The sequence below is a fragment of the Streptococcus oralis genome, from assembly GCF_004127215.1.
Lineage (GTDB): Bacteria > Bacillota > Bacilli > Lactobacillales > Streptococcaceae > Streptococcus > Streptococcus oralis_BD.
Window position 1 is genome coordinate 100406 of record NZ_QEWJ01000003.1, and the last position, 22408, is coordinate 122813.

The 22408-nt window shown below is 39.4% G+C and carries 13 protein-coding genes, 1 pseudogene and 1 other annotated feature; of the genes and pseudogenes, 1 reads left to right on the plus strand and 13 read right to left on the minus strand.

The window, feature by feature from the left end; translation table 11 throughout:
* The 10 genes and pseudogenes from DF216_RS03910 to mecA form a co-directional block, all read right to left on the minus strand.
* Positions 1–4691, minus strand: a pseudogene (locus DF216_RS03910) (DEAD/DEAH box helicase).
* Between the two features lie 296 nt (positions 4692–4987).
* Positions 4988–5356, minus strand: coding sequence for a 50S ribosomal protein L7/L12 (gene rplL / locus DF216_RS03915; RefSeq protein ID WP_001196963.1), 369 nt, complete (start codon positions 5354–5356; stop codon positions 4988–4990).
* 73 nt (positions 5357–5429) lie between these two features.
* Entirely contained in the window at positions 5430–5930 is a 501-nt protein-coding gene (rplJ, locus tag DF216_RS03920; protein WP_001287274.1) for a 50S ribosomal protein L10, read from the minus strand.
* Between the two features lie 38 nt (positions 5931–5968).
* Positions 5969–6104, minus strand: a sequence feature (ribosomal protein L10 leader region).
* Between the two features lie 61 nt (positions 6105–6165).
* A complete protein-coding gene (locus DF216_RS03930) occupies positions 6166–7425 on the minus strand; it encodes a TRZ/ATZ family protein (protein ID WP_129326046.1) in 1260 nt (419 codons plus the stop codon).
* Positions 7426–7530: 105 nt separating this feature from the next.
* Positions 7531–9279, minus strand: coding sequence for an ABC transporter ATP-binding protein (locus DF216_RS03935; RefSeq protein WP_129326047.1), 1749 nt, complete (start codon positions 9277–9279; stop codon positions 7531–7533).
* A 1-nt stretch (position 9280) separates the two neighbouring features.
* The gene (locus DF216_RS03940; RefSeq protein ID WP_129326048.1) at positions 9281–11005 is read right to left on the minus strand and encodes an ABC transporter ATP-binding protein; all 1725 of its coding nucleotides are present in this window, start codon (positions 11003–11005) and stop codon (positions 9281–9283) included.
* 59 nt (positions 11006–11064) lie between these two features.
* Complete coding sequence (msrB, locus tag DF216_RS03945; RefSeq protein WP_129326049.1) at positions 11065–12003, minus strand: peptide-methionine (R)-S-oxide reductase MsrB; 939 nt, start codon at positions 12001–12003, stop codon at positions 11065–11067.
* A gap of 99 nt (positions 12004–12102) precedes the next feature.
* Positions 12103–12972, minus strand: a complete 870-nt coding sequence (gene thrB / locus DF216_RS03950) for a homoserine kinase (protein ID WP_129326050.1) — start codon at positions 12970–12972, stop codon at positions 12103–12105.
* Position 12973: 1 nt separating this feature from the next.
* On the minus strand, positions 12974–14260 hold the full coding sequence (locus DF216_RS03955) for a homoserine dehydrogenase (protein ID WP_125828038.1): 1287 nt from the start codon (positions 14258–14260) through the stop codon (positions 12974–12976).
* A 148-nt stretch (positions 14261–14408) separates the two neighbouring features.
* On the minus strand, positions 14409–15149 hold the full coding sequence (mecA, locus tag DF216_RS03960; RefSeq protein ID WP_084972572.1) for an adaptor protein MecA: 741 nt from the start codon (positions 15147–15149) through the stop codon (positions 14409–14411).
* Positions 15150–15271: 122 nt separating this feature from the next.
* Here mecA and DF216_RS03965 point away from each other — a divergent pair, with 122 nt between their 5' ends.
* Positions 15272–16750, plus strand: a complete 1479-nt coding sequence (locus DF216_RS03965) for an oligosaccharide flippase family protein (RefSeq protein ID WP_125828039.1) — start codon at positions 15272–15274, stop codon at positions 16748–16750.
* 49 nt (positions 16751–16799) lie between these two features.
* On the opposite strand, the gene DF216_RS03970 is transcribed toward DF216_RS03965, so the two are convergent.
* The 3 genes from DF216_RS03970 to DF216_RS03980 are packed head-to-tail and all read right to left on the minus strand — an operon-like array spanning position 16800 to position 22391.
* The gene (locus DF216_RS03970; RefSeq protein ID WP_129326051.1) at positions 16800–19325 is read right to left on the minus strand and encodes an MBL fold metallo-hydrolase; all 2526 of its coding nucleotides are present in this window, start codon (positions 19323–19325) and stop codon (positions 16800–16802) included.
* A 36-nt stretch (positions 19326–19361) separates the two neighbouring features.
* Positions 19362–20174 carry a LicD family protein gene (locus DF216_RS03975; protein WP_125448559.1) on the minus strand — a complete coding sequence of 271 codons (813 nt, stop codon included), beginning with the start codon at positions 20172–20174 and terminating at the stop codon, positions 19362–19364.
* A gap of 42 nt (positions 20175–20216) precedes the next feature.
* The gene (locus DF216_RS03980; RefSeq protein WP_129326052.1) at positions 20217–22391 is read right to left on the minus strand and encodes a LicD family protein; all 2175 of its coding nucleotides are present in this window, start codon (positions 22389–22391) and stop codon (positions 20217–20219) included.
* Positions 22392–22408 lie beyond the last annotated feature (17 nt).

Below are 22408 nucleotides of genomic sequence, written 5' to 3' on the forward strand. Positions count from 1 at the left end.
TTACTCCTCCACTTCAAACTTAGGCAAACTATTGACTAAATCAACTGTTTGGACAGATACATTGATGATTCTTAATAGCAAATTGAAGATATATTTTTCATCCTCACTATAGTCGTTTGGATCATCTGTAATTCCAGATTTTTTATCAGTTTTAACTTGATACTGATCTATAATCCATTCAATAGCAGAGCGTCCATTTACAACATATTCATACGCTTTTTCAGGGATATTACTAATGGTGATGTCGCTGTTAAATATGATTGTAGATAGATCATTTACAGATTTTCCTTTTTCATCACGCTTTTTAGCGAATCTCATCTTGGTTACTTTGTAACTTGGATTCTCTGCTGTCGTAATTCCAACTCCATCATATACAGGAACTTCTTCATAGTTAAGATGTAAGTCCATCAATTTCTGACCAACTTCAACATACCTCTCCTTATTTTTTACAATAGGAATTCTTGCGAGGTCTTTCTTCAAATCGTTAGCATACTTTTCTTGATATTCTTTAGAGTTAAGTAACCCATAGACATAAGCAAAGGTGTCATCCAAATTCAATCCCAGCTTATCAGCAAACGCTTGATTCATATTATCATTGTTTTGGAACAATGACGTTTCATCAACTTCGTTGTCAAAACGCATAAATCCTTGACCATTCATTTGTAACTGGATATCAGGCAGTAAATTAGTTACAATAACAGAAAAGTCACGTGAGGTTCCACGACCAGTTGTTACAATCACAATATTCTCTTGCCCAAATTTTTTTGCCATTGACCTGGACTTTCAATTACTTCATTTTGATAATAAAGCCATTTTTTTATAAACGGACGGTACAAACTAAGTTTTATATTATTGGAATTAAATGTAATTTCTTGATTACGAGCTACTAGCTGTTCTAATTTCCTAGTCCATTTAATATAATTATCTTGACGATTTAATAACGATTTTAATTCATCAGCAGAGCTATTCCTATAGGCTAATCTTTCATTATTATAATTCCTAATTAATCTCTCTGAATTTTTACAGACTCTATTTTTAGAGAATCCTGAAACCCAAATATCCCTATTTGTTGCGATGCCAATTGCACTACTTAAGAAAACTTCTTGTGATAAATCAGAGTATTTCTGATAATTTGGATCCCTTTGATTGAGCCAATCATCGTTTTCATCGGGAATGATCTCTTGCCAATCTAGTTGCGAAACATCGCCAAATCCAGAAATAATTGCTAGTTTTTCCTTTTGCGATAAGTAATCACCAATATCATGATAGTGAAGTTCATGACAATCTGAGCCATCTTTTACTAAAATTGAAATTGCAACAGGAGTACGACTACCTGAACCAAAGATTTTCCCGCCTTCTCTTCGGGATTGTTCTCCTAGTGTTCTCTGGTCACCACGAAGATTAAAGATATAAAGATGATTAAATTCTTCATAAAGCCCTGCACGCAAGCCATCTGCTGAATTGGTATTAAGATAATTACCATTTGTCACAAACCCAATCACCCCTTGATTTTTAAGGCGATCTGATGCCCAACGGAAGGCTTTTACATAAGAATCATATAGACCTTTTGTTAGAGTTGTACTAGATTTAACAACGTATGTTTCTTCTAATCTTTTTTCTAATTTTGGATATGAAATATTTTTGTTATTATCGTTTGCATTTGTCTGACCGATAGAATATGGTGGGTTACCAATGATAGCAGTAATTGGTTTTTCTTGTTGGCGTTTTAAGCGTTTGTCATTTGTACCAAAGAAGGAGTCATCAAGCGTATCTTCTGTTTCTGTTGATTCAAAAGTATCCGTTAAAACAATACCTTCAAATGGTGTATATGGTTCATCACCATTAATTTCATCAAATACAGCTTCAATATTAATGGCAGCAATGTAATAACTTAGAAGAACAATTTCATTAGCATGTAATTCTTGTGTATATTTTCTTAGAATGTCATCAAAGGTGATTTCACCACTATCCATCAGTGATTTCAAGTAATGCAATGTTCTAGTGATAAATGTTCCAGTTCCAGTAAATGGATCCAAAATATGAACATTTTCACTCGCTAAAGTCTTACTAAAGTGCTTTCTCAAGACTACATCGACTGATTTGACAATAAAATCTACAACTTCTACAGGAGTGAAGACGATACCTAATCTTTCTGTGGTTGATTTGAATCCTGTAGAAAAGAATTTATCATATAGAGTAATAATAATTTTTTGCTTAGCTTGGGCGTTATCAATCCCCTCTGCACGTAAACGAACTGAATCATAAAATGGTTGCAACTCTTTCTGCTCTTTTTCAAAACCAAATTGTGATAATTCTTCTACAATTTGTTCCATCGCAGAACTTACTGGATTGTTCTTAACAAAACTGTATTCTCCAAAGAGTGCATCAAAAATTGGTAAAGTGATTAAGTGTTGCGCTAACATCTCAATCGCTTGTCTTTGGTCAATTGATTCATTGATATTGTGTTGAAGGCTTTGAAGAAATTTTTCAAAAGCATATTTACTATCAGGATTTTGTTCTAAGGTGAACTCAATTCCTTGAATGTGACGTCTCGCAATATCAGCTACATCTTTAGACCAATCCTCTAGATAACGTCTATCACCGACCTTTTGGACAATTTTACCATAGATTGCCCCTTCGACAGCTTCCCAGTCTAGTTCTAATTCTGTCTGATAAGCCACTGTCGGCTCTTTCACATAACCATCATTAAAATTAGGGTCGTCTGGTGCCGCACCCACTCCAATAACTTGGATATTTTTAGGCTTCTGTCTGTTTAATTCCAGTTTATTAATAGTTGCTTCAAAGCGTTCATCTACTGAACGCAAGGCGTTTAACACCTGCCAGATAACATCGTATGTTTTATTATTGTCCAGAATTGTTTCAGGTGTTTCACCAGCAGGAACTACAATTGGTAGAATTATGTACCCATATTCTTTACCCTCAAATTTACGGATGATTCGTCCTACAGTTTGAACAATATCTACCTGTGATTTGCGAGGTGAAAGGAATATAATTGCATCTAGATTAGGAACATCGATTCCTTCAGTTAGGAAGCGAACATTTGATAAAATTCGTGCTGAATCTTCAGGTATATCATCACTTGCTAACCAATCTAAAGCCTCATTCTTCTCAAGGGCATTCATGCTACCATCAACATGACGAACATTAACATAATAACCATCTTCGCTATTGAGGTAATCATTAACTACGTTTTCAAATTGCGCTGACAGGCGTTGACTATCTTTGATAGTACGTGAAAAGGCAATTGCCCGTTTCATCGGTTCACCAGAAACCTTATCCGCAAAACTCTCACGCTTAATCATCCCATTCCAAACGCCAATAATACGTCCGACATCATCAATGTTTAACCCATTTTCAGAATCCGACAGGGACTTCTGCATATCTTTCTGAACAACTGTTTCATCAACTGCTAAAACCATCAGTTTATAATCAGTAAGAATGTCATGACTAATAGCATCTCCAAAACCTAAACGATAGAACACACTACCATATAGGCTTTCATCATCCATACTAGAAATAATGATTGAATTTTCTTCTGCTTTTTTCTTAGCATCAGTACCATATAATTTCGGTGTTGCTGTTTGGTAAAGGCGTTTTGTCCCCTTTACATTTAGATCACTATGTACTTTTGTAAACGCTGATGCTTCATCGCCAAGAGCTTTTGCACCTGTAGTACGGTGAGCTTCATCAGCGATAATTAAATCAAATTCTGGGAATCCTTCCTTTTGAGCCTTTCCAAGAACATCAATTGACTGATATGTTCCGAATACAACTAACAGCTCTTTTTTAGGTCTATCCATTAATTCTAAATAATTTTCAACAACTTTTTTTGATGAAGTTGTAGCCGGATAACCGATATCACTAGCTTTAATTGTTATATTTGATTCATCCTGCTTGACACTTCCACGACTAGCATTTCTATCACTAGTAACTGCCATTGAAGACATAGTCATCTCTGTATCATTATTCCACCCTCTCAATGTTTGAGTGAGAAGTTGAATACTTGGTACTAAATAAAGAATAGTATACTGTTCTTTTTTCGCTTCCTTCGCCATCGCTTCAGCAATCTTTAAACTTGTAAAAGTCTTACCTGTTCCTGGAGCCATTATAAGTTGCCCACGATCATTTTCCTTAAAATGATTCAATGCAGACTGGATCGCACTTTCTTGATAATATCTTAGTTTCTTTTTAGCTTTAACAGTGACTACTTCTGGTGATTCAAAAGAGAATTTTGACCAATCAATTTGAGAATTTCTAAGATCCGAAAGCCCAATACGAATAACATCACTTCGGTCTGCCAGAGCTTTCTCAGCATTTTTGCCCCATCTATCAGTAGAAGCAACGATAATACCTGATTCGTAATAGTCTTTTCCAAGCTCCCCTAAAAAAGAATCAATATTAGATTTTTGGATAGTATGTTTATAGAATTTTGCCTGAATCGCTACTAATTCACCAGTAAATTTTTCAGCAACTAAATCTACTCCAAGATCAACTTTAGGTACTCCAAATTCCTCTGGAACATCTGCTAGCATCCATACATTCTTAAACTCATTCTGGTATGTTGGTTCATTTTGAAAATAGGCACGTGCTAAATACTCAAAGTATGTTCCTCTATCACGTTGCGTTTCAGCAAGCTCATTAATCCGATGTACTAGGTTATCAAAAGTCATCTTAGTTACCTTTCTCCTCAAAGGTAAGGGATGACTGATGGTGTTAGTGTATTACATAGTAATACACTAAGGGTACCCTTAGTGTATTACATAGTAATACACTAAGGGTACCCTTACCCAAATATTCTTTTTTTCTTTATTATACCATGATTTTTTACAAAAAATAAAACCCCACCAAGATTTAATCTTGGTGGGGTTTTGGTGGGGAATGAAATCATTCCTCCGATTATTAATCGCTCTAAGCAATTCTAAAACCTTAATTTACTAGGCTTCCGCAATCAAATTGCGATACTCTATTATTTAAGAGTAACTGAAGCTCCAGCTTCTTCCAATTTAGCTTTGATTTCTTCAGCTTCTGCTGTTGCAACGCCTTCTTTAACAAGAGCTGGTGCACCATCAACAAGTTCTTTAGCTTCTTTAAGTCCAAGACCAGTGATTTCACGTACAACTTTGATAACGCCAACTTTTTTGTCACCAGCAGCTGTCAATTCAACGTCAAATGAATCTTTAGCAGCACCCGCGTCAGCAGCACCAGCTGCAGCAACAGCTACAGGAGCAGCTGCAGTTACACCAAATTCTTCTTCGATAGCTTTTACAAGGTCGTTCAATTCAAGGATTGAAGCTTCTTTAATTTCAGCAATAATGTTTTCAATGTTCAATGCCATTGTTATTTCCTCCAAATAAGTTTTAAATTTTATAATATTTTTTTGTAGCTAGGCTACGCTGCGTAGCTTAAGATTAAGCTGCGTCTTCTTTGTTGTCTGCAACCGCTTTGACTGCAAGAGCAACGTTGCGCACTGGCGCTTGAAGTACAGAAAGGAGCATAGAAAGAAGTCCTTCGCGGTTTGGAAGAGTTGCAAGAGCAACGATTTCTTCTTTAGATGCGACAGCGCCTTCGATTGCGCCACCTTTGATTTCAAGTGCTTCAGCGTTTTTAGCAAAATCGTTCAAGATTTTCGCTGGTGCGATAACATCTTCGTTAGAAAATGCTACTGCAGATGGTCCAACAAATACTGATGCAAGATCTTCAAGACCAGCTTTTTCAGCTGCACGACGCAAGATTGAGTTTTTAATGACTTTATACTCAACTTCGCTTCCACGAAGCTCACGACGAAGAACTGTATCTTGCTCAACTGTCAAACCACGAGCGTCTACCACGACGATAGATGCAGCAGCTTTCATTTTTTCAGCTACTACGTCAACTAGTTCCGCTTTTTTAGCAATAATTGCTTCACTCATTAGTGTGTTCACCTCCGTAATTATTTTGCTTGGGGAATTTTTCCAAAAGAAAAACGCGCCCAAACCTAGACACGAAAGTACAATACGCTTCTTTTTACATGATACGTTTTGTCCTCGGTAGGATACTTATGAGTCGAGCTCCCCTACTGTCTTAGGCAGTTTTTTCAAACCGTATATAAGTATAGCATAGACAAAAAAAGAATGCAAGATTTTTGCAAACTTTTTTGAAATTTTTTTAAATCTCTACTGTCAAAACTTGCCCTTGCTTGACAACCTGCTCTCCTGCAATGTAGACATCGTCAACATCACTGGATTTGACTGCATAGACTAAATGCGAGAGCATATTTTCCTGAGGTTGGAGATGGATTTTCCCTTGTGGTTGGATGACCAGAAAATCTGCTTGCTTGCCAACTTCCAGACTTCCTATCTGTTCTTCCATTCCAAGAACCTTGGCGCCTTCTATCGTCAGAGCTTTGAGGGCTGTTTCGATTGGAAATTGGCTAGCATCTCCACTCTTCATTTTCTGAAGGAGGGCGGCGGTCCGTCCTTCCTCAAACATATCAAGATTGTTATTGGAAGCGACCGAGTCCGTCGCAATTCCCACTGCTACTCCTGCTTTTTGGAGTTGGATGATTGGAGCAATCCCTGAAGCTAGTTTGAGATTACTGATAGGATTGTGGGCGATAGCCACTTGAGAGGTTGATAAACGTTCAATTTCTTGCTCGTTTAATTCGACCCCGTGAGCAAAGACAGACGGATGCTCTAAGTAACCCAGTTCTTCTAGAAAGGCGAGAGGGCGTTTGCCGTATCGTTTCAGGATAATGCCTGACTCCTCCTTGGTCTCCGCCACATGGATATGGAGAGGAATATTTAGCTCTTTTGCCATTTCTAAGCTCGCTTCCAGCAAGTCTTGATTACAACTGTATGGAGAGTGAGGAGCTACCATAACCTTGAAATTTGGATTTTTATATTCTAAAATTTCCTCGATAATGGCACGTGTTCTACATATAGTCTCAGCGGTTGTCTCTGTATCTGAAGAAAAGAGTGTTGGTGAGAAATAACAACGCATCTTGGAAGATTTCACTGCCTGATAAATTCGCTCAATATCCACACCATTGGGATTATACATATCGTTAAAGGTTGTTGTTCCTGACTGGAGCATCTCTGTCAGAGCCTGCTTGACCGCTTTTGTAGTCATGTCCGGCGTAAAACCTGCTTCTGCTGGCCAGATATAGTCATTAAGCCATTCATGGAGATTGCTATCATCTTGGATCCCTCTCAATCCTGTCATAGCAGAATGGGTATGGCAATTGACCAAACCAGGCATGATCCAAGCCCCTTGATAGTCTATCATCTGCTCTGCTTGATCTAAAATCTCTGGCTTCTCTTGACCAACATAGATAATTTGAGAATCCTTAATAGCCAAGATTCCATCCAAATAAACATGGAAATCTTGGTCACAAGTCACAATATTTACATGCTGATAGACTTTCATCGTTTTTCTCCTTCTAAGACCTTGATTTTTCTAGCTATTGTAACAAAAAAGTCACCCGAAGGCAACTTTTAGTGTCATTAAGACTTTAAAATAGATAGGAAGGGTTTATTCAGAGCTAAAAGCCGCAGCCTTTTGCATTTGGTAATACTTGCCCTTTCTAGACATGAGATCCTGATGATTGCCATACTCCACGATGTCACCATCCACCAAGACTAGAATCAGATCCGCATCCTGAATGGTAGACAAGCGGTGGGCAATGATAAAACTTGTTCGCCCTTTCATGAGTTTAGCAAAGGCATCCTGAACCAACACTTCTGTCCGCGTATCGATGGAAGAAGTCGCCTCGTCTAGGATGAGAATCTTGGGAATGGCTAGAAAGACTCGGGCGATGGTCAAGAGCTGCGCTTGACCGACAGAGAGAGATTCACCTGCATTTTCCAGTTTGGTATCATAGCCTTGGGGTAACTGTTGGATGAAAAAGTCTGCATTGGCTGCTTTTGCAGCAGCAATCACCTGCTCTCGACTGGCTTCAGGATTGCCAAAGGCAATATTATCATGAATGGTCCCTTGTTTGAGCCAGGTTTCCTGTAGTACCATGCCAAACTGCTGTCGCAGAGACGCACGAGTATAATCATAAATGGATCTTCCATCTAGCAAGATATCTCCCGAGTTAATGGGATAAAATCGCATGAGGAGATTGATGAGGGTTGATTTCCCGGCACCTGTCGGACCAACTATGGCTACCTTGCTACCAGCTGGAATGTCAATAGATAAATCCTTAATCAAGATTTTTTCTGGATGGTAGCCAAAAGAGACATGTTTAAAGGAAATAGCTCCCTTCACTTGGTCACTGGTCAAGACTTCTTTACCTGTTTCAATCACCTCAGGACTTTCTAAGACAGCATAGACACGCTCTGCGCAAGCAAGAGCACTTTGCAATTCGGCCAGAACTGAGGAAATATCGTTAAAGGGCTTGGTGTATTGCTGGACATAGTTCAAAAAGGTCACTAAACGTCCGATAGTCAAGGTGGAACCCATCATGATACGATAAGCTCCTACCCCAGCTAGAAGGGCATAAATAAGTGCATTTACAAAGCGAGTCGAAGGATTGACCGTTGAGGAATAAAAGATGGCTGACTGAGAATAATTTGCATAGTTGTCATTAGCCTCACGCAGCCTTTGGATAAACTCTGTTTGAGCATTAAAAGACTGGATAATAGTCTGCTGGCTAAGCGATTCTTCAATTAATTGTGTCTGAATTCCCCTTGTCTCTGTTTGTTTTTGGAAGAGATGATAAGATCTCTTGGCAATAAAGCGCGAAATCACCATGGATAGTGGCGTCAACAGCAAGACCAAGAGGGTCATGAGGAGATGGATTTGGAGCATGGCTAGAATACTAACCAAAATCATCAAGACACCAATGAAAAATTGGTTAAAAATCATGGTCAAGCCAGCTGCCAACTGTTCTATATCCGTGGTTACACGACTGACCATCTCCCCACTACCTTGCCGATCCACAAAGGCAATCGGTAAATGATGGAGCTTATGGATGATTCGCTCTCGCAAGTCTTTGGTATAAGAGAAGATTAGACGATTATAGAGGAGAGGATTAGCCCATTGAACTAGGGTATTTCCTATGATCACCAATACCATCTGAATAAAGATCTGCCAAAAAACTGGTGAAGAGCCAGCCACTAGGACCTGGTCAATGACCTGCCCAATCAGAATAGGTAGGTAGATTGATAAGCCAACTTGAGCAATAGTTCCTAGAAAGGCTAGGAAAAGAAGGAAAGGATGGTTTGCTAAATCTTTGGCCAAACGTTTGAGCGTCTGGTTTGCAGTTTGTCGTCTCATGCTAGTCCTCCTTTCCATGTTGGGATGCATTGATTTCACGATAGACTTGACTAGTCTTCATCAAGTCCTCATGCTTGCCGACAGCTAGAAGCTCTCCTTTTTCCAAGAGGAGAATCTGGTCAGCCATCTGTAAAGTCGAGGTTCGTTGAGAAATCAAGATCAAGCTCGTGTTTGGTAAGTTTTCTCGGATAGCTTTCAAGAGCTTGGACTCGGTAATGGTGTCGAGGGCCGAGGTCGCATCATCTAGGATAAGAAATGGAGCTTGGCGCAAGACTGCTCGAGCGATAGACAGCCTTTGTTTTTGCCCACCTGAGAAATTTCGCCCTCCTGCCTCAACTAGGGCATCCAAAACACCTTCCTTTTCACTGACAAAATCCTTAGCTTGCGCAATCTCCAAGGCCTGCCAGAGTTCTTGGTCAGACACTTCTTGATTGAAACCTAGAGTCAAGTTAGAACGAATAGTTCCTTTAAAGAGCTCGACTTTTTGAGGCACATAGGCAATCCAAGACCTCCACTGCTCCAAATTAAGAGGACTACGTCCATCTCGATAAAGGTTAATGCTTCCCTTATCTGCCGGATATAGACCAAGTAAGACTTGCACCAAGCTTGATTTACCAGAACCTGTTCCCCCAATGATACCAAGGATTTGCCCTTGCTTCATATCAAAGGAAATGTCTCTCAGAGAAGGCTGGGCCGCATCAGGATAGGTAAAGGTCAATTCTTGGACTTGTAAAACCTGATTACTGGCAACTTGCTTTTGTTCCAACTCTGAATGAATGTCTTCTGGATCTTGAGCAAAGACTTCCTCAATTCGTTTGGCTGAGATATAGGACTGGTTGAGAGAATTAATCAGCATGGCGAGCTTGACCAATTCCACCAAGATCTGCAAGAGGTAGTTGATAAGAGCAATAAGAGCACCTTGACTAAGCAAGCCTCCTTGAATTGAGATATAGCCCTTCCAGATAACGATAAGGAGGGTCCCATTGACAATCAGATAGGTCAGAGGGGTTAATAAACTAGACCAGAAACCTGTCTTTTCTTGCAATCTGGCATAAACTTGGTTAAGGGTTTGAAAAAACTGTAACTCTCGTTTTTCTTGCCCAAAAGCACGAATCACCCGCATCCCTTGTAATTGCTGGCGCGTTTTCTGAACCAGTTGGTCCGTTTTCTTTCTGAGACTGCTGTAGAGAGGATTGACCAGTCGAGAGAGCCCTACAATGACAATGGTCAAAATGACAACCATGACCAAAAACCAGAAAGTCAGCTCAGCTGAGATTCGATAGGCCATAAAGATGGCCCCAAAAACGATAATAGGCGCTCGCAAAAAGAGACGCAGGAATTGATTGATACCAGTCTGAATCTGGTAGATATCCGAGGTCAAGCGGGTCACCAAGCTAGAAGTTGTCAAACGATCTCTGCTGTCCTTGGGCAAGGAAAGAATATGACGATAAAGGTCGTCTGTCAATTCTTTGGCAAATCCTACCGCAGCCTTAGCTGAGTAGAACTGGGCCATCAAGGCCACTACAACGCCAATCACTGCAAAGATAAGGAGCAGGCCAATCTGCATCCAGAGGTGCCCTTGATCTCTCTGAGGCAAGGAGTGGTCAACAATTCCAGCAATCACCATGGGAACCAAAAGCTCAAACACAGCTTCGAGTAACTTGAATAAGGGGGCTAAAATGGATTCTTTGATATAGGGTCTGAAGTAAGATAATAAGTGTTTCATAAATCCCTTCTATTCTTATTCTGGAAATGAAGAAAGTGGAAATGCCCACCCTCTCTGTTTTATTTGTTTAAGTAAGGCAATAAATAGCCGTACCCTGCTTCTTCCATCTCATCCTTGGCTACAAATCGCAAGGAGGCCGAATTGATACAGTAACGGAGGCCACCTGACTCCTGTGGTCCATCTGTGAAAACATGACCCAAGTGAGCATTACCTGACCGAGAACGAACTTCAATTCGCTCCATACCATGGCTCATGTCCTTGTAATAATGAATCAATTCCTTAGAAATCGGATGACTAAAACTTGGCCAACCACATCCTGAAGCGAACTTATCCTTAGCGAAAAAGAGAGGCTCACCCGTTGTAATGTCTACATAAATTCCTTCTTCAAAGGTTTGGTCATAGGCATTGGTAAATGGAGCCTCTGTAGCAGATTCTTGGGTAACACGATAGGACTCTTCTGACAAACTTTGCCTTAACACTTCTTGACTAGGTTTTTCATAGCGAGAGGTATCAATCAATGGCTTCTCAGCATCAGTCACATCGATATGACAGTAACCAGAAGGATTCTTCTTAAGATAGTCTTGGTGGTAATCTTCAGCTAAAATGTAATGACGAAGTTTCTCTACTTCCACTGCAATCTTTCGACCAAGCATACGCTCCTGCTCCTGCACCACTGTGTAAATAGCTGACAAGTCTGTTTCATCTTGGTAATAGATCCCAGTTCGATATTGGCGACCACGGTCATTCCCTTGCTGGTTGATAGACAAAGGATCAATGACTCGGAAATAATAGAGTGAAATCTCACGTAAGCTTACGATGTCCTCATCGTAAATCACTTGAACCGTTTCTGCATGATCGGTTTCCTTGAGTAGCTGATAATTGGTTGTTTCGACTTGCCCATTAGCGTAGCCAACACTGGTTGCCAGCACTCCAGAAATTCGGGAAAAATACTCCTCTAAACCCCAAAAACAACCACCTGCTAGATAAATTTCTGCCATCTTCGTTTCTCCTTTATCAAGTTCTTTGACTAGACTTCTTTTCAAAAAAAGGATAGGAAGCCCTCTGGTCGAGAATTTCCCCATCCTATCTTCTATTCTTTATTTTTCTTCGACACGGACACCTTGCGTATCAACTTTCAAGTCATGAAGTTTTCCTTTGAAGGGTTGCTTTTCCAATTCAGCTTTAATCGTGGGCATCTTGTCATGAGAAGCCAAGACCATAACTGTCGGTCCAGCTCCAGAGAGATAGGTTGCATAGGCACCATTTTCTTTGGCTACTTGCTTAATCGTCGCAAATTCTCTCACCAAGTCCTGACGATAGCGTTCGTGGAAGAGGTCTCCCTCAATCGCTTGGCCAGCAGTCGCCATATCTCCTGCCAGTAAGGCTGCAACCGCTACATTAGCAATCGAACTTGCCGCAACAGCCTCCTTGTAGGATAATTTTTTAGGCAAGACACCGCGGCTATCTCGGGTACGCAATTCATAGTTTGGAATGTAGGCTAGGAAATCACACTCTGGGAAGTCTGCGACAATCGCTGAAACTTGCCCTTCAACAGAGCTCGCAACAACGAGATTACCATAGATAGCTGGAGCCACATTGTCAGGATGCCCTTCAATCTTGGTCGCCAGCTGCAATTTTTCATGGTCAGATAAGTTGAGCTTGCCCAGTTGATTAGCTAGTTCAATCCCAGCAACGATAACCGAGCTAGAAGAACCCAAACCACGCGCCAAGGGAACATCACTGGTCATTTTCAAACGTCTTGGTTGTAGGTCTGGCGCAATTTGTAAAGCAATCTTGAGCAAGAGATTGCGCTCATCATGGGGAATCCATTTGCCAATCTGGTGTTCAATCAACCACTCATCTCGTTCTTCACAGACCTCAATTTGAAGATACTTGGTAACAGCTACACCAACCGAGTCAAAACCTGGCCCGATATTGGCGCTGGTTGCAGGTACAATAATCTTCATCTTATTCTCCTAGCACCTTGAAGCTATTCAAGAGGTCAAATTCTGATACCTTGGTCAACTCAGCTGAAACCTTCTCAAGTTGCGCTTTATTGATCTTATGTGTAATGATGACCACACGCGCCTTGTCCCCCTCTTTTCCGTCTTGAAGGATTTGCTTGAAGGAAATATCTTGAGCATTGAAGATTTCAGCAAGTTTCAAGACCTGACCTTTTGAGTCAGGAGCCAAGATTGAGAAGTAGTAATTTGCTTTGACATCCTCAGGCTTGGCCAAGACCAAGTCACGGCTATATTCGTTGAAGTCTTTACCGATGGTACCATCATTCAAGCGACGAACGATACGGACAATATCCGCTACAACACTTGTTGCAGTTGGTTTTTGACCAGCACCTGGTCCGTAGTACATAGACTCGCCAATACCGATAGATTCTACAAAGACGGCGTTCATCACGCCATTCACGCTGGCAAGTGGGTGTGCTTTAGGCAGGAAGGTTGGAGTCACTTCTGCGGCAATACCTGAAGGAGTTTCTTCAATAGAACCAACCAATTTCACAACATAACCAAGGTCTTGGGCTACAGCCACATCTTCTGGTGTGATATTGCGGATCCCCTTGTGGGCTACATCGTCAAAAGCAACCTTCATCCCAAAGGCAAATTGGCTCAAAATGACCATCTTGTAGGCTGCATCAATCCCATCTACGTCATTTGTAGGGTCGCTTTCTGCAAATCCCAGTCTTTGAGCTTCAGCCAAAGCGTCATCATAAGACCAGCCTTCTTCGACCATCTTGGTCATCATAAAGTTAGAAGTTCCGTTAACCACGCCAAGGACACGAGTGATTTTGTCAGAAGCCAGCGAATTTGCCAACGTACGAAGAATTGGAATCCCACCAGCCACTGCTGCTTCGTAGTAGAGTGCTACATTGTGCTCTTTAGCGATTTCTAGCAATTCTGCGCCATGGACAGCCAAAAGGTCCTTGTTAGCAGTAACAACGTGTTTCCCAGCTTCTAAGGCACGAGTGATAAAGGTTTTAGCTGGTTCGATACGCCCCATCAATTCCACTACGATGGTAACATCTTTGTCTGATAAAATATCATCTACATTGGTTACAAAGTTAAAGTCATTCCCTGCAGCAAGCAAGCGGTTCTTTTCGTCTTCATCCTTGACCAATACCTTGGCTACTTCAATCTCTGAATGAGCTGATTGGATGATTTTTTCTCCATTTTCCTTTAGGAGGAATGGCACGCCACTTGCAACGGTACCAAATCCAAGTAAAGCAATTTTAACTGTCATGTTTGTCTCCTAGAAATTTTCTGATATAGCCATTATAACAGAATTTTGTGAAAATTCCTAATATAGTAAATCACTATTTCAGTCTGGTAAAGAAAAAACGAATCCCATGATTCGTCTTTCCTGATAAATGAAAATTGATTTCTAAAAACTATGAATGAATTTTTTGCAGACCGATAACTGCATCGTGGTTGATCAAGATTTGCCCATACTCTTGCAAGACTGAGCGACTGATGTCACTATCATCTGCAAATTCACGCATACGAGCCAAGAGCCAGGCTGGGTATGGACTAGGATGATTTTCAATATCGACTAAAATTGTCAAATAATAGTGTCCGTTCATCTTGTAGAGTTCAGATGTTTCCATCTGGTAGTTAACCGTCTTTGCAAAAGCAACTAGGTCAGAAAGGCTTGCAAAACGCAAGATATAGTAGATATAAGGTTCCTTCTTGCTCTCAGTCTCCTTGTTCGCTTGCTCCAGTTCCTCTTCCTTAGCCTCGACTTGCTCTAGGGATTGAATAGCCTCAATATCATCCTTGGTCTTTTCTGCGATACTCTTTTCCAAGGTTTTGAGAAATTCATCTGGTGACATTTGGGCTAATTCTTCCATGTCAGGTAGATCCGCCAAATCTTCAAAATCTAGGTTTTGGTCAATCTTGGACTTGGTTACAAAGACGTCCACCTTATCTGGTTTTGGCGTCACACGGAAACTCAGCATGCCACTATCCAAGAAATTGTCTGGCATCTCTAATTCATCTAAAATAGCATAGAAAAATTCTTCGGTTTTTTCCTGAGGAACGAGAAAATCTGCAATCTCCATTCCCCGATCCATCAAATCATCTAAAGTCATCGTGATTTTCAGTGTCGTATCACTAATTTGTTTCATCTTCATATCTAGTAACCTCATACTTTCAGTCTATCTATTATACTAGATTTTTACGATTTTATCAAAAGAATAAAGCTGGAATGTGATATAATACTAGAGATGATTTTAGATTTAAGAAAGAAAGTTCAATGAAAAATATAAAAGTTAATGCATTGGCCAGCTTGCTGGTCAATATTCTCAATATCGTTTTTCCCCTGATAACCAACCCTTATCTGACTCGGATTCTCAGCAAATCCAACTACGGTTATTTCAATACCGCCAATACCTGGGCTAGCTTTGTCGTTCCACTAGCAGCCTTTGGAATATACAACTACGGGATTCGTGCTATCAGTAAGGTTAAGGACGACAAGAATAAAATCAACTACGTCTTTTCTAAGTTGTTTTATATCTCGGTTTTCACCTCTCTCCTGACGACTGGTATCTACTTCCTCTTTATCTTCTTTGACACCAGCATTGAGAACCTGAAAGTCCTTTACTACATCCTGGGAGCTCAGGCACTCTTCCAATTCCTCAATATCGAATGGATGAATGAGGCTTATGAAAACTATGCCTTCATCCTTTACAAGACATTGATTATTCGGATTACCATGCTGGTCGCCATCTTTGCCTTTGTCAAAACTGCTGATGATATTGTCCCCTACGCTATCGTCATGACTGCGACAACTATCCTCAACTATCTCCTTAGTTTTCTTTGGATCAAGAGAGAAGTTTCCTTTGTCAAAATTGGTTTCATCGAGTTAGCTAAGGCTTCTAAACCACTCTTTACTATGCTTCTCTTGGCAAATGCCAATATGCTCTATACCTTGCTTGATAGAATGTTTATCACCAAGGGACCTGATGAAAACTATATTTCTTATTATACAATTGCCTATAGCATCGTCATGCTAATTGCTGGTGTCTTAAGTGGAGCTATCAGTGTCAGCATTCCACGTCTCGGCTACTACCTCGGGAAAAAAGATTACAATTCTTATAATCATCTTGTAAATCAAGCGGCATCATTATTCTATTTTCTCATGATTCCAACTAGTTTTGGGATTATGATTTTGGGAAAGTACGCAACGGTTATCTACTCTTCTGAAAAGTATCTTGAGGCAGGTATCGTGACCAGTGTCTTCGCCTTTCGAACCATTATCTGGGCTATTGAATTGATTCTTGGTAAGCAAATTATCTTTATCAATGACCACGAGAACCGCTTGACCACTTTCTACTTTGCTGGTGGTGGAGCAAATCTCCTATTAAATAGCATCTTGTATTTCAATAATATTTTTGCCCCTGAGTATTATATTGCTACTACCATTATTGCAGAAGCCATCGTTGTTCTCTTAGAAATTCATTTTATTAGGAAACACCAACTGATTAGTTTAAAAGAAATTTTTGTGACCTTAATACGTTATGGTCTCATATCCCTTGGATTTATCCCAATCTTCTATATTTTCAAGATGATTTTCCAAATCAGTTCCTATACAGTGAACCTCAGTATGATTTTCATGGTTCTCTCTACCATAGCTACTTGTGGAATCTACTATCTCTTAACACTCTTTCTCACTAAGGATAAAACACTTCACTATGCACTGAACCTAATATTAGCTAAGATTAAAAGAAACTAAAAGAACACCCTACTGATAAACGAGCGTTTACTAGTAGGGTGTTTCTTATTTATTCTTTTTCTTTCTTGTCAGAAGCATTCGCTTCTAAATTTGAATCTTGTTTAGGTTGTTCAACAATAGAGGAATTAGCTTCTTGTTTCTTTTCTGACTGATCTGCTTCGTCATTGACAGCAGCAACAGCCTGTCTCCAAATGCCTTCCTCGTTTACCTTATAACCATCCGGTGTGGTGGCATTTTTCAACAAGGAACCATCTGTTTGGAAATAGTACCAATTACCGTCAAGCCGTTTCCAACCAGTCTGCATAGCTCCTGATTCATCAAAGTAATAATGATCACCATTTACTTTATGAAGGCCAACCAACATGATGCCATCTTCATGATTGAGATAATACCAGACTCCTTTATCCTTTATCCAACCTGTCTTCATAGCTCCACTTGCTTCAAAGTAACGATAATGATTATCAAACCATTTCCAGCCTGTTTGCATAGCTCCTGATGCACTAAAGTAATACTGCTTACCATCTACTTGTTGGAAACCGACCAACATGGTACCTTCCTGATCTTCAAGATAATACCATGTTCCTTGTTCTTTCAGCCAACCGGTCTTCATAGCCCCTGAGTCAGCGTAGTAATGCCAGTGTTTATCAAGCCACTGCCAGCCTGTTTGCATGGCACCGCTGGTATTCAAATAGTAACGAGAACCATTGATTTCTTTTTTTCCGGTTTGCATAATACCATCTTGGCTTAGGTAATACCATTTCTCATTATCCTTAATCCAGCCTGTTTTCATAGCGCCTGAGTTCGCATAGTAATACCAATTATTCTCTAGCCATTTCCAGCCTGTTTGCATAGCACCACTAGCATTCAAATAGTAACGAACACCATTGATTTCTTGTTTTCCAGTGAGCATGATACCATCTTTATTCAGATAATACCAAGTATCTTGATCCTTGATCCAGCCTGTTTGCATGGCGCCTGAGTTCGCAAAATAGTTCCAGTGACCATCAATAAAGGCCCAACTCGTTTGCATGACGCCTTCTTGATTAAAGTAGTAAGTGGTTCCGTTGATGTTCTTTTTACCGACAGTCCGAAGACCATCTTCGTCATAGAAATACCAATCTGAGGAAATCTTTTGCCAAGTTGAAGGCTTACCAGCTGTTTGTAGTGCTCCACTGTCTGCAAAGAACATCTTCTTTCCATTAAAGACTTGATGTCCTGTTAGCATCTTCCCATCTGCTGCAAAGAGATATTTATTCCCTCCAATTTCAGAGAGTTCACTAAATCGTCTAGCACCATTTGATTGGATATAATACCAAAAGCCATTCAGCTTGAACCAACCACCTGTTTGCATTTTACCATTTGAGTTGAGATAGTAATCATTCCCCTTAGCATTTTCTCCCCAATCATCATTAAGGTGAAGCCAACGGCCTGCCTGCATTTGCCCTTTTCCATTAAAGAAGTAAGTGGCTCCGTCAATCTCTCTCCAACCGATAGCCATTTCCCCATCACGTAAACGATATTTCCAGTAACCACCTTCTTGATACCATTTTTCGTCAACTACGGGGATGTCTGGGAAGAGATTAGAAACATTAGCAAATCCTTTATCGCTAATATCAAAAACAGTTGCATCCTGAGTTTGACTAGAAGCTCTGAGAACTTGAATATTTTTCTTTTGGAGATATTCTCTGGTTGAAGCAACATTAATGTCACCTCCAGTTGTTTGAATAATCATCTTTGGCGATAGGTTTTCAAGAAAATTAATCGTATTTGAAATTGTCGCATCATAATGATGGTTCCATTTCATCATATCAACCTTACCAATAACAGGACCTAACTTATCTTCTGCTCCTTCTGCGTTATCCAAATCTCCACCAAGATAGATTCTCTTTCCTGCCACAGTCACCACTGAAACGATTGAGTTTGAGTTATCATCTCGAACTTTTTTCAGGTTACCGTCAGCATCATATTCATTTTTATAATTATAGAGTTGGATATCCATATCACCTAATTTAAAGTGACTATCCTCATCTGTAATATTCTGAATCAGAGTAACTCCTCGTTTTTGTGCGGCTCTCAAAGCATTATCGTAATTAAAAAGATTATCCCAGAGTCCCCAGTGTGAGGTAATCCGTTCATCTGAATATTTTTTCAAATAAAACTTATCAACCTGGTAACGATTAAGTATTTCGTCCGCTCCACCAATATGGTCACTATGTACATGGGTTCCCAAAATAAAATCTAATTTTTTAACACCAATCTGATCAAGATGGCGAATCAAACGGTCTTCCAAGACTTGATAATTTCTCATGGAAATTCCCCAGCGGCTTGGATAGCGTGGGTCACTCCCATCAGGAAAGTCATAATCTTCCCCCATATCAATCAAGGCATAATGACCATTGCTTTCCAGAAGGATAGCATCACTCCCGGATTTTGCTTTAGTATTTATGAAATGGATACGATTACCTGAACCAGCAGTAATGGTGTCTGCATCAACTTGTTGCGATAAACCAATCAACACAAAAAGGAAAGCAAATAAACTATAACTGACTGATTTAACTAATCTTTTATTCTTCATCTTGAACACTCCTTTCTCGATGAAAACAATCTCTTACTAATCAATCCAATAATTCTTATCAGTTCCTGGAACCTGTTGTTCAACAGGTGGTGGAGTCATATAATCTGATCCAAATTCGTAGACAAGAATTTCATGGTATTTTCTCGGAACTTTCACTACGATGTTTTCGTATGGCATATCAATCAGATCATAGAGCCATTCTTTTTTGATTCCCTCTGGAAAACTTGGATCAAATATCGTACAGGTAAGATCTGTAGCTTGATTTACACTATATTTCAAAGCAAGATTCTCTAATTTTTGATTCCAAGTTTGTGGAGAACTTAGGCGAAAAATAGCCGATCCAATATAGCGAGGCAGATTTTTTACCCCCCCATTTTCTAATTTAATTCCTTTGAAATTCAAAGAAGAAAGGCGGACAAAGTGTTTATAGAGCTTCATTTTCTTACAATCACTTTCCTCCGTCACGACACCATCGTATGGAAAAATGTCAACGCAAGTTCCCAATACGACTGTCGGGTCCAGAAGATTGGCATCTCTACGTGTTCTAATGTCATGAACACGCATATAACTGTAAGGATAGCCTTTTGTTTCTCTAAATGAAATCAATTTATAGTAAGGATGATTCTCATTTTTTAAAACCTTATAAAGCTTTTCAAATTCATCACGCGCCAAGGAAATATCCGTATCATCATCCCAAGGGATAAATCCTTTATGGCGAACAGCTCCTAGTAAGGTTCCAAAATCAATAAAATATTTAATCTGATGCTGTTCACATAGTTCATGTAGATACTTTAAAATATCCAACTCCACTTGTTTTATTTCTTCAAGACTTAAAACTCTCTCAGACATACTTTCTATTCTCCTAATTTTGACTAATTTTTTAAACGATTTTTAACTGCGATTTGCTTGCTTAGAACTTTTAGTGATTTTCCACAGTTTGAAATCATGGTGAGATACTCTCTGTTCAAGAGGGGGCAATTGCATGTAATCCCCATAGTCAGAGGTCAAAATTTCATGGTAGTGTTTTGGAATCATAAACTCCTTACCTTCAAATGTTCCCACAATCACTTGTTCTAACCACTCACGTTTCCAAACTGGCTTATTCATATCCTTGTAAATCAAATAGTCAACTTGCTCATAGTCAGCAACTGCTCTAGATTTAGCAAGCTCATCAATTTGCTCAACATACTTATTCGTATTTGTAAAATAGAAAATGACAACAGAGATATAACGGATCAAAGAATTTAGTAGACTTTTCGTGTTGGTAATTCCTTTAAAAGTGTAACAACTCAATTGACGTTTCTTTATGAGTTTCGTCATCTTGTTTTTAAAGTCCGCATCATCTTCATAACCATCTACAGGGAAAATATCCACATAGATTCCCATATTTGAATCAATTCGTACATCTTCTTCTAGCAAGTAGGTATGGTTATCCTGCACTTTCATAAAAGGATAGACATAGTTGAGATTATTTTTATAAGACATGACTTCATAACGTTCATCAGGATGAGCGATGAGGTAATCTTGTAGTTTCTCATAGTCTTCTCTTAGCATGCAAATATCCATATCATCGTCCCAAGGGATAAAACCTTTATGGCGAACCGCACCAATTAGACTTCCATATGCTAGGAAATACTTGACACCAATTTTCTGACAAACCTCATGAATGTACTCCATGATTCCAAGTTCCATCTCTTGAATTTCACTGACATCTGTTACTTCTTGATACCGAACTCCTTCATCCCGTTTGCAAACCACTAGTCCATAACCAATTGCTAACCAGAAGATGATATTAATAAAGTTGGTTGAATACATAATCTGACTCTCAAATAATTGACCAAACAAGATACCAAAGAAAAGGATCATAATCAATTTATCAGTATTTTTCTTGGAAACAATCAAATACGTTAAAAAGCGCTTGATGACATAAGCCAGTATAAGAAGGAAGGATACCAAGCCTAGAACTCCCGAACTGACAAATATAGTCACAAAAATGTTATGGAAATTCCCACCGATAAGGGAGTTTTGAATCTCGAATTTACTGAAATATTCTGTATAGTAATCTGGAACATTCCGTACACCATAACCAAAAATTGGTTTGGCACTGCCCATCTTGATGGCGTTTTTCCAAATATAGGTTCTACCACTTGGTGTTGTTTCAATCAGATGGAGTTCACCATTCTTCTTGGTAACAGACGAATCTGTCTCAGCGTAGGACTGTCCTTTGTTTAAGTCAAAAACAGTCGCAGTTTCAGATGCGATATAGATTGAGGTCGCATAGCTTAATCCAATGTTGGTTGCAGTAATAAGCAAACCAGCAACTATAAAAGTGAGGAATCGTTTAACGATACTTCCTCTAGTAGCAAAGAAACTATAGAGTCCAATCATGAGAAGTAAAGAAAGTAAGGCTCCTCGACTTTGCATCGTAGCGAAGTAAACGAATTGAATCACATTGTTCAGTTTTAGATAAACAGAATATTTACTTCCTTTATGGATCAAATACATAGCCAAAATAATGCTAATGTATGAAAATATCGCACTAGCATTAGGATTAACAATCCCCCACAGACGTCCATTCATGACACCATAGTAATAAGATTGCTCGCCAATCTTAAATAGGATAAGGACTCTACTTACCAATAAACCAAACGCAAAAATTGCTGAAGAAAAAGATACAATTTGAACCGTATAGGCAATCCAGTCAAATAATTTTTTAAGTTGCCCTGATTGTAACATGGTAAATAATAAAACATAGGTTACCATGAAGAGGATTTCAATCACATTTCCAATCAAATGTCCGGAACGATTGAAAATAGCAGATAGCAGATGGCTTCCAGCTAAGAGTCCAAATAAGGATAGAAATTTGCGATCTACTGTAATCTGTTTCCACTTAAACAACAGTGTGTAGCAAATATAAAGTACAACAATCGCTGACAATCCCTTATAGATTGGATTTGCTGCCTTATAAACTAGTGAACTCATACTTAAAATCGAAATGAAAACAAATAGATATGAAATCCATAATTTTGATTTTTCAAAGTATTCATCCATTTTTGAAAAATTCATTTTCAACTCCTTCTCAT

Bases quoted from the DNA above. Each gene is read 5' to 3' on its own strand.
- rplL (WP_001196963.1), bottom strand. From the start codon at position 5,356: ATGGCATTGAACATTGAAAACATTATTGCTGAAATTAAAGAAGCTTCA.
- rplJ (WP_001287274.1), bottom strand. From the start codon at position 5,930: ATGAGTGAAGCAATTATTGCTAAAAAAGCGGAACTAGTTGACGTAGTA.
- DF216_RS03930 (WP_129326046.1), bottom strand. From the start codon at position 7,425: ATGAAAGTCTATCAGCATGTAAATATTGTGACTTGTGACCAAGATTTC.
- DF216_RS03935 (WP_129326047.1), bottom strand. From the start codon at position 9,279: ATGAGACGACAAACTGCAAACCAGACGCTCAAACGTTTGGCCAAAGAT.
- DF216_RS03940 (WP_129326048.1), bottom strand. From the start codon at position 11,005: ATGAAACACTTATTATCTTACTTCAGACCCTATATCAAAGAATCCATT.
- msrB (WP_129326049.1), bottom strand. From the start codon at position 12,003: ATGGCAGAAATTTATCTAGCAGGTGGTTGTTTTTGGGGTTTAGAGGAG.
- thrB (WP_129326050.1), bottom strand. From the start codon at position 12,972: ATGAAGATTATTGTACCTGCAACCAGCGCCAATATCGGGCCAGGTTTT.
- DF216_RS03955 (WP_125828038.1), bottom strand. From the start codon at position 14,260: ATGACAGTTAAAATTGCTTTACTTGGATTTGGTACCGTTGCAAGTGGC.
- mecA (WP_084972572.1), bottom strand. From the start codon at position 15,149: ATGAAGATGAAACAAATTAGTGATACGACACTGAAAATCACGATGACT.
- DF216_RS03965 (WP_125828039.1), top strand. From the start codon at position 15,272: ATGAAAAATATAAAAGTTAATGCATTGGCCAGCTTGCTGGTCAATATT.
- DF216_RS03970 (WP_129326051.1), bottom strand. From the start codon at position 19,325: ATGAAGAATAAAAGATTAGTTAAATCAGTCAGTTATAGTTTATTTGCT.
- DF216_RS03975 (WP_125448559.1), bottom strand. From the start codon at position 20,174: ATGTCTGAGAGAGTTTTAAGTCTTGAAGAAATAAAACAAGTGGAGTTG.
- DF216_RS03980 (WP_129326052.1), bottom strand. From the start codon at position 22,391: ATGAATTTTTCAAAAATGGATGAATACTTTGAAAAATCAAAATTATGG.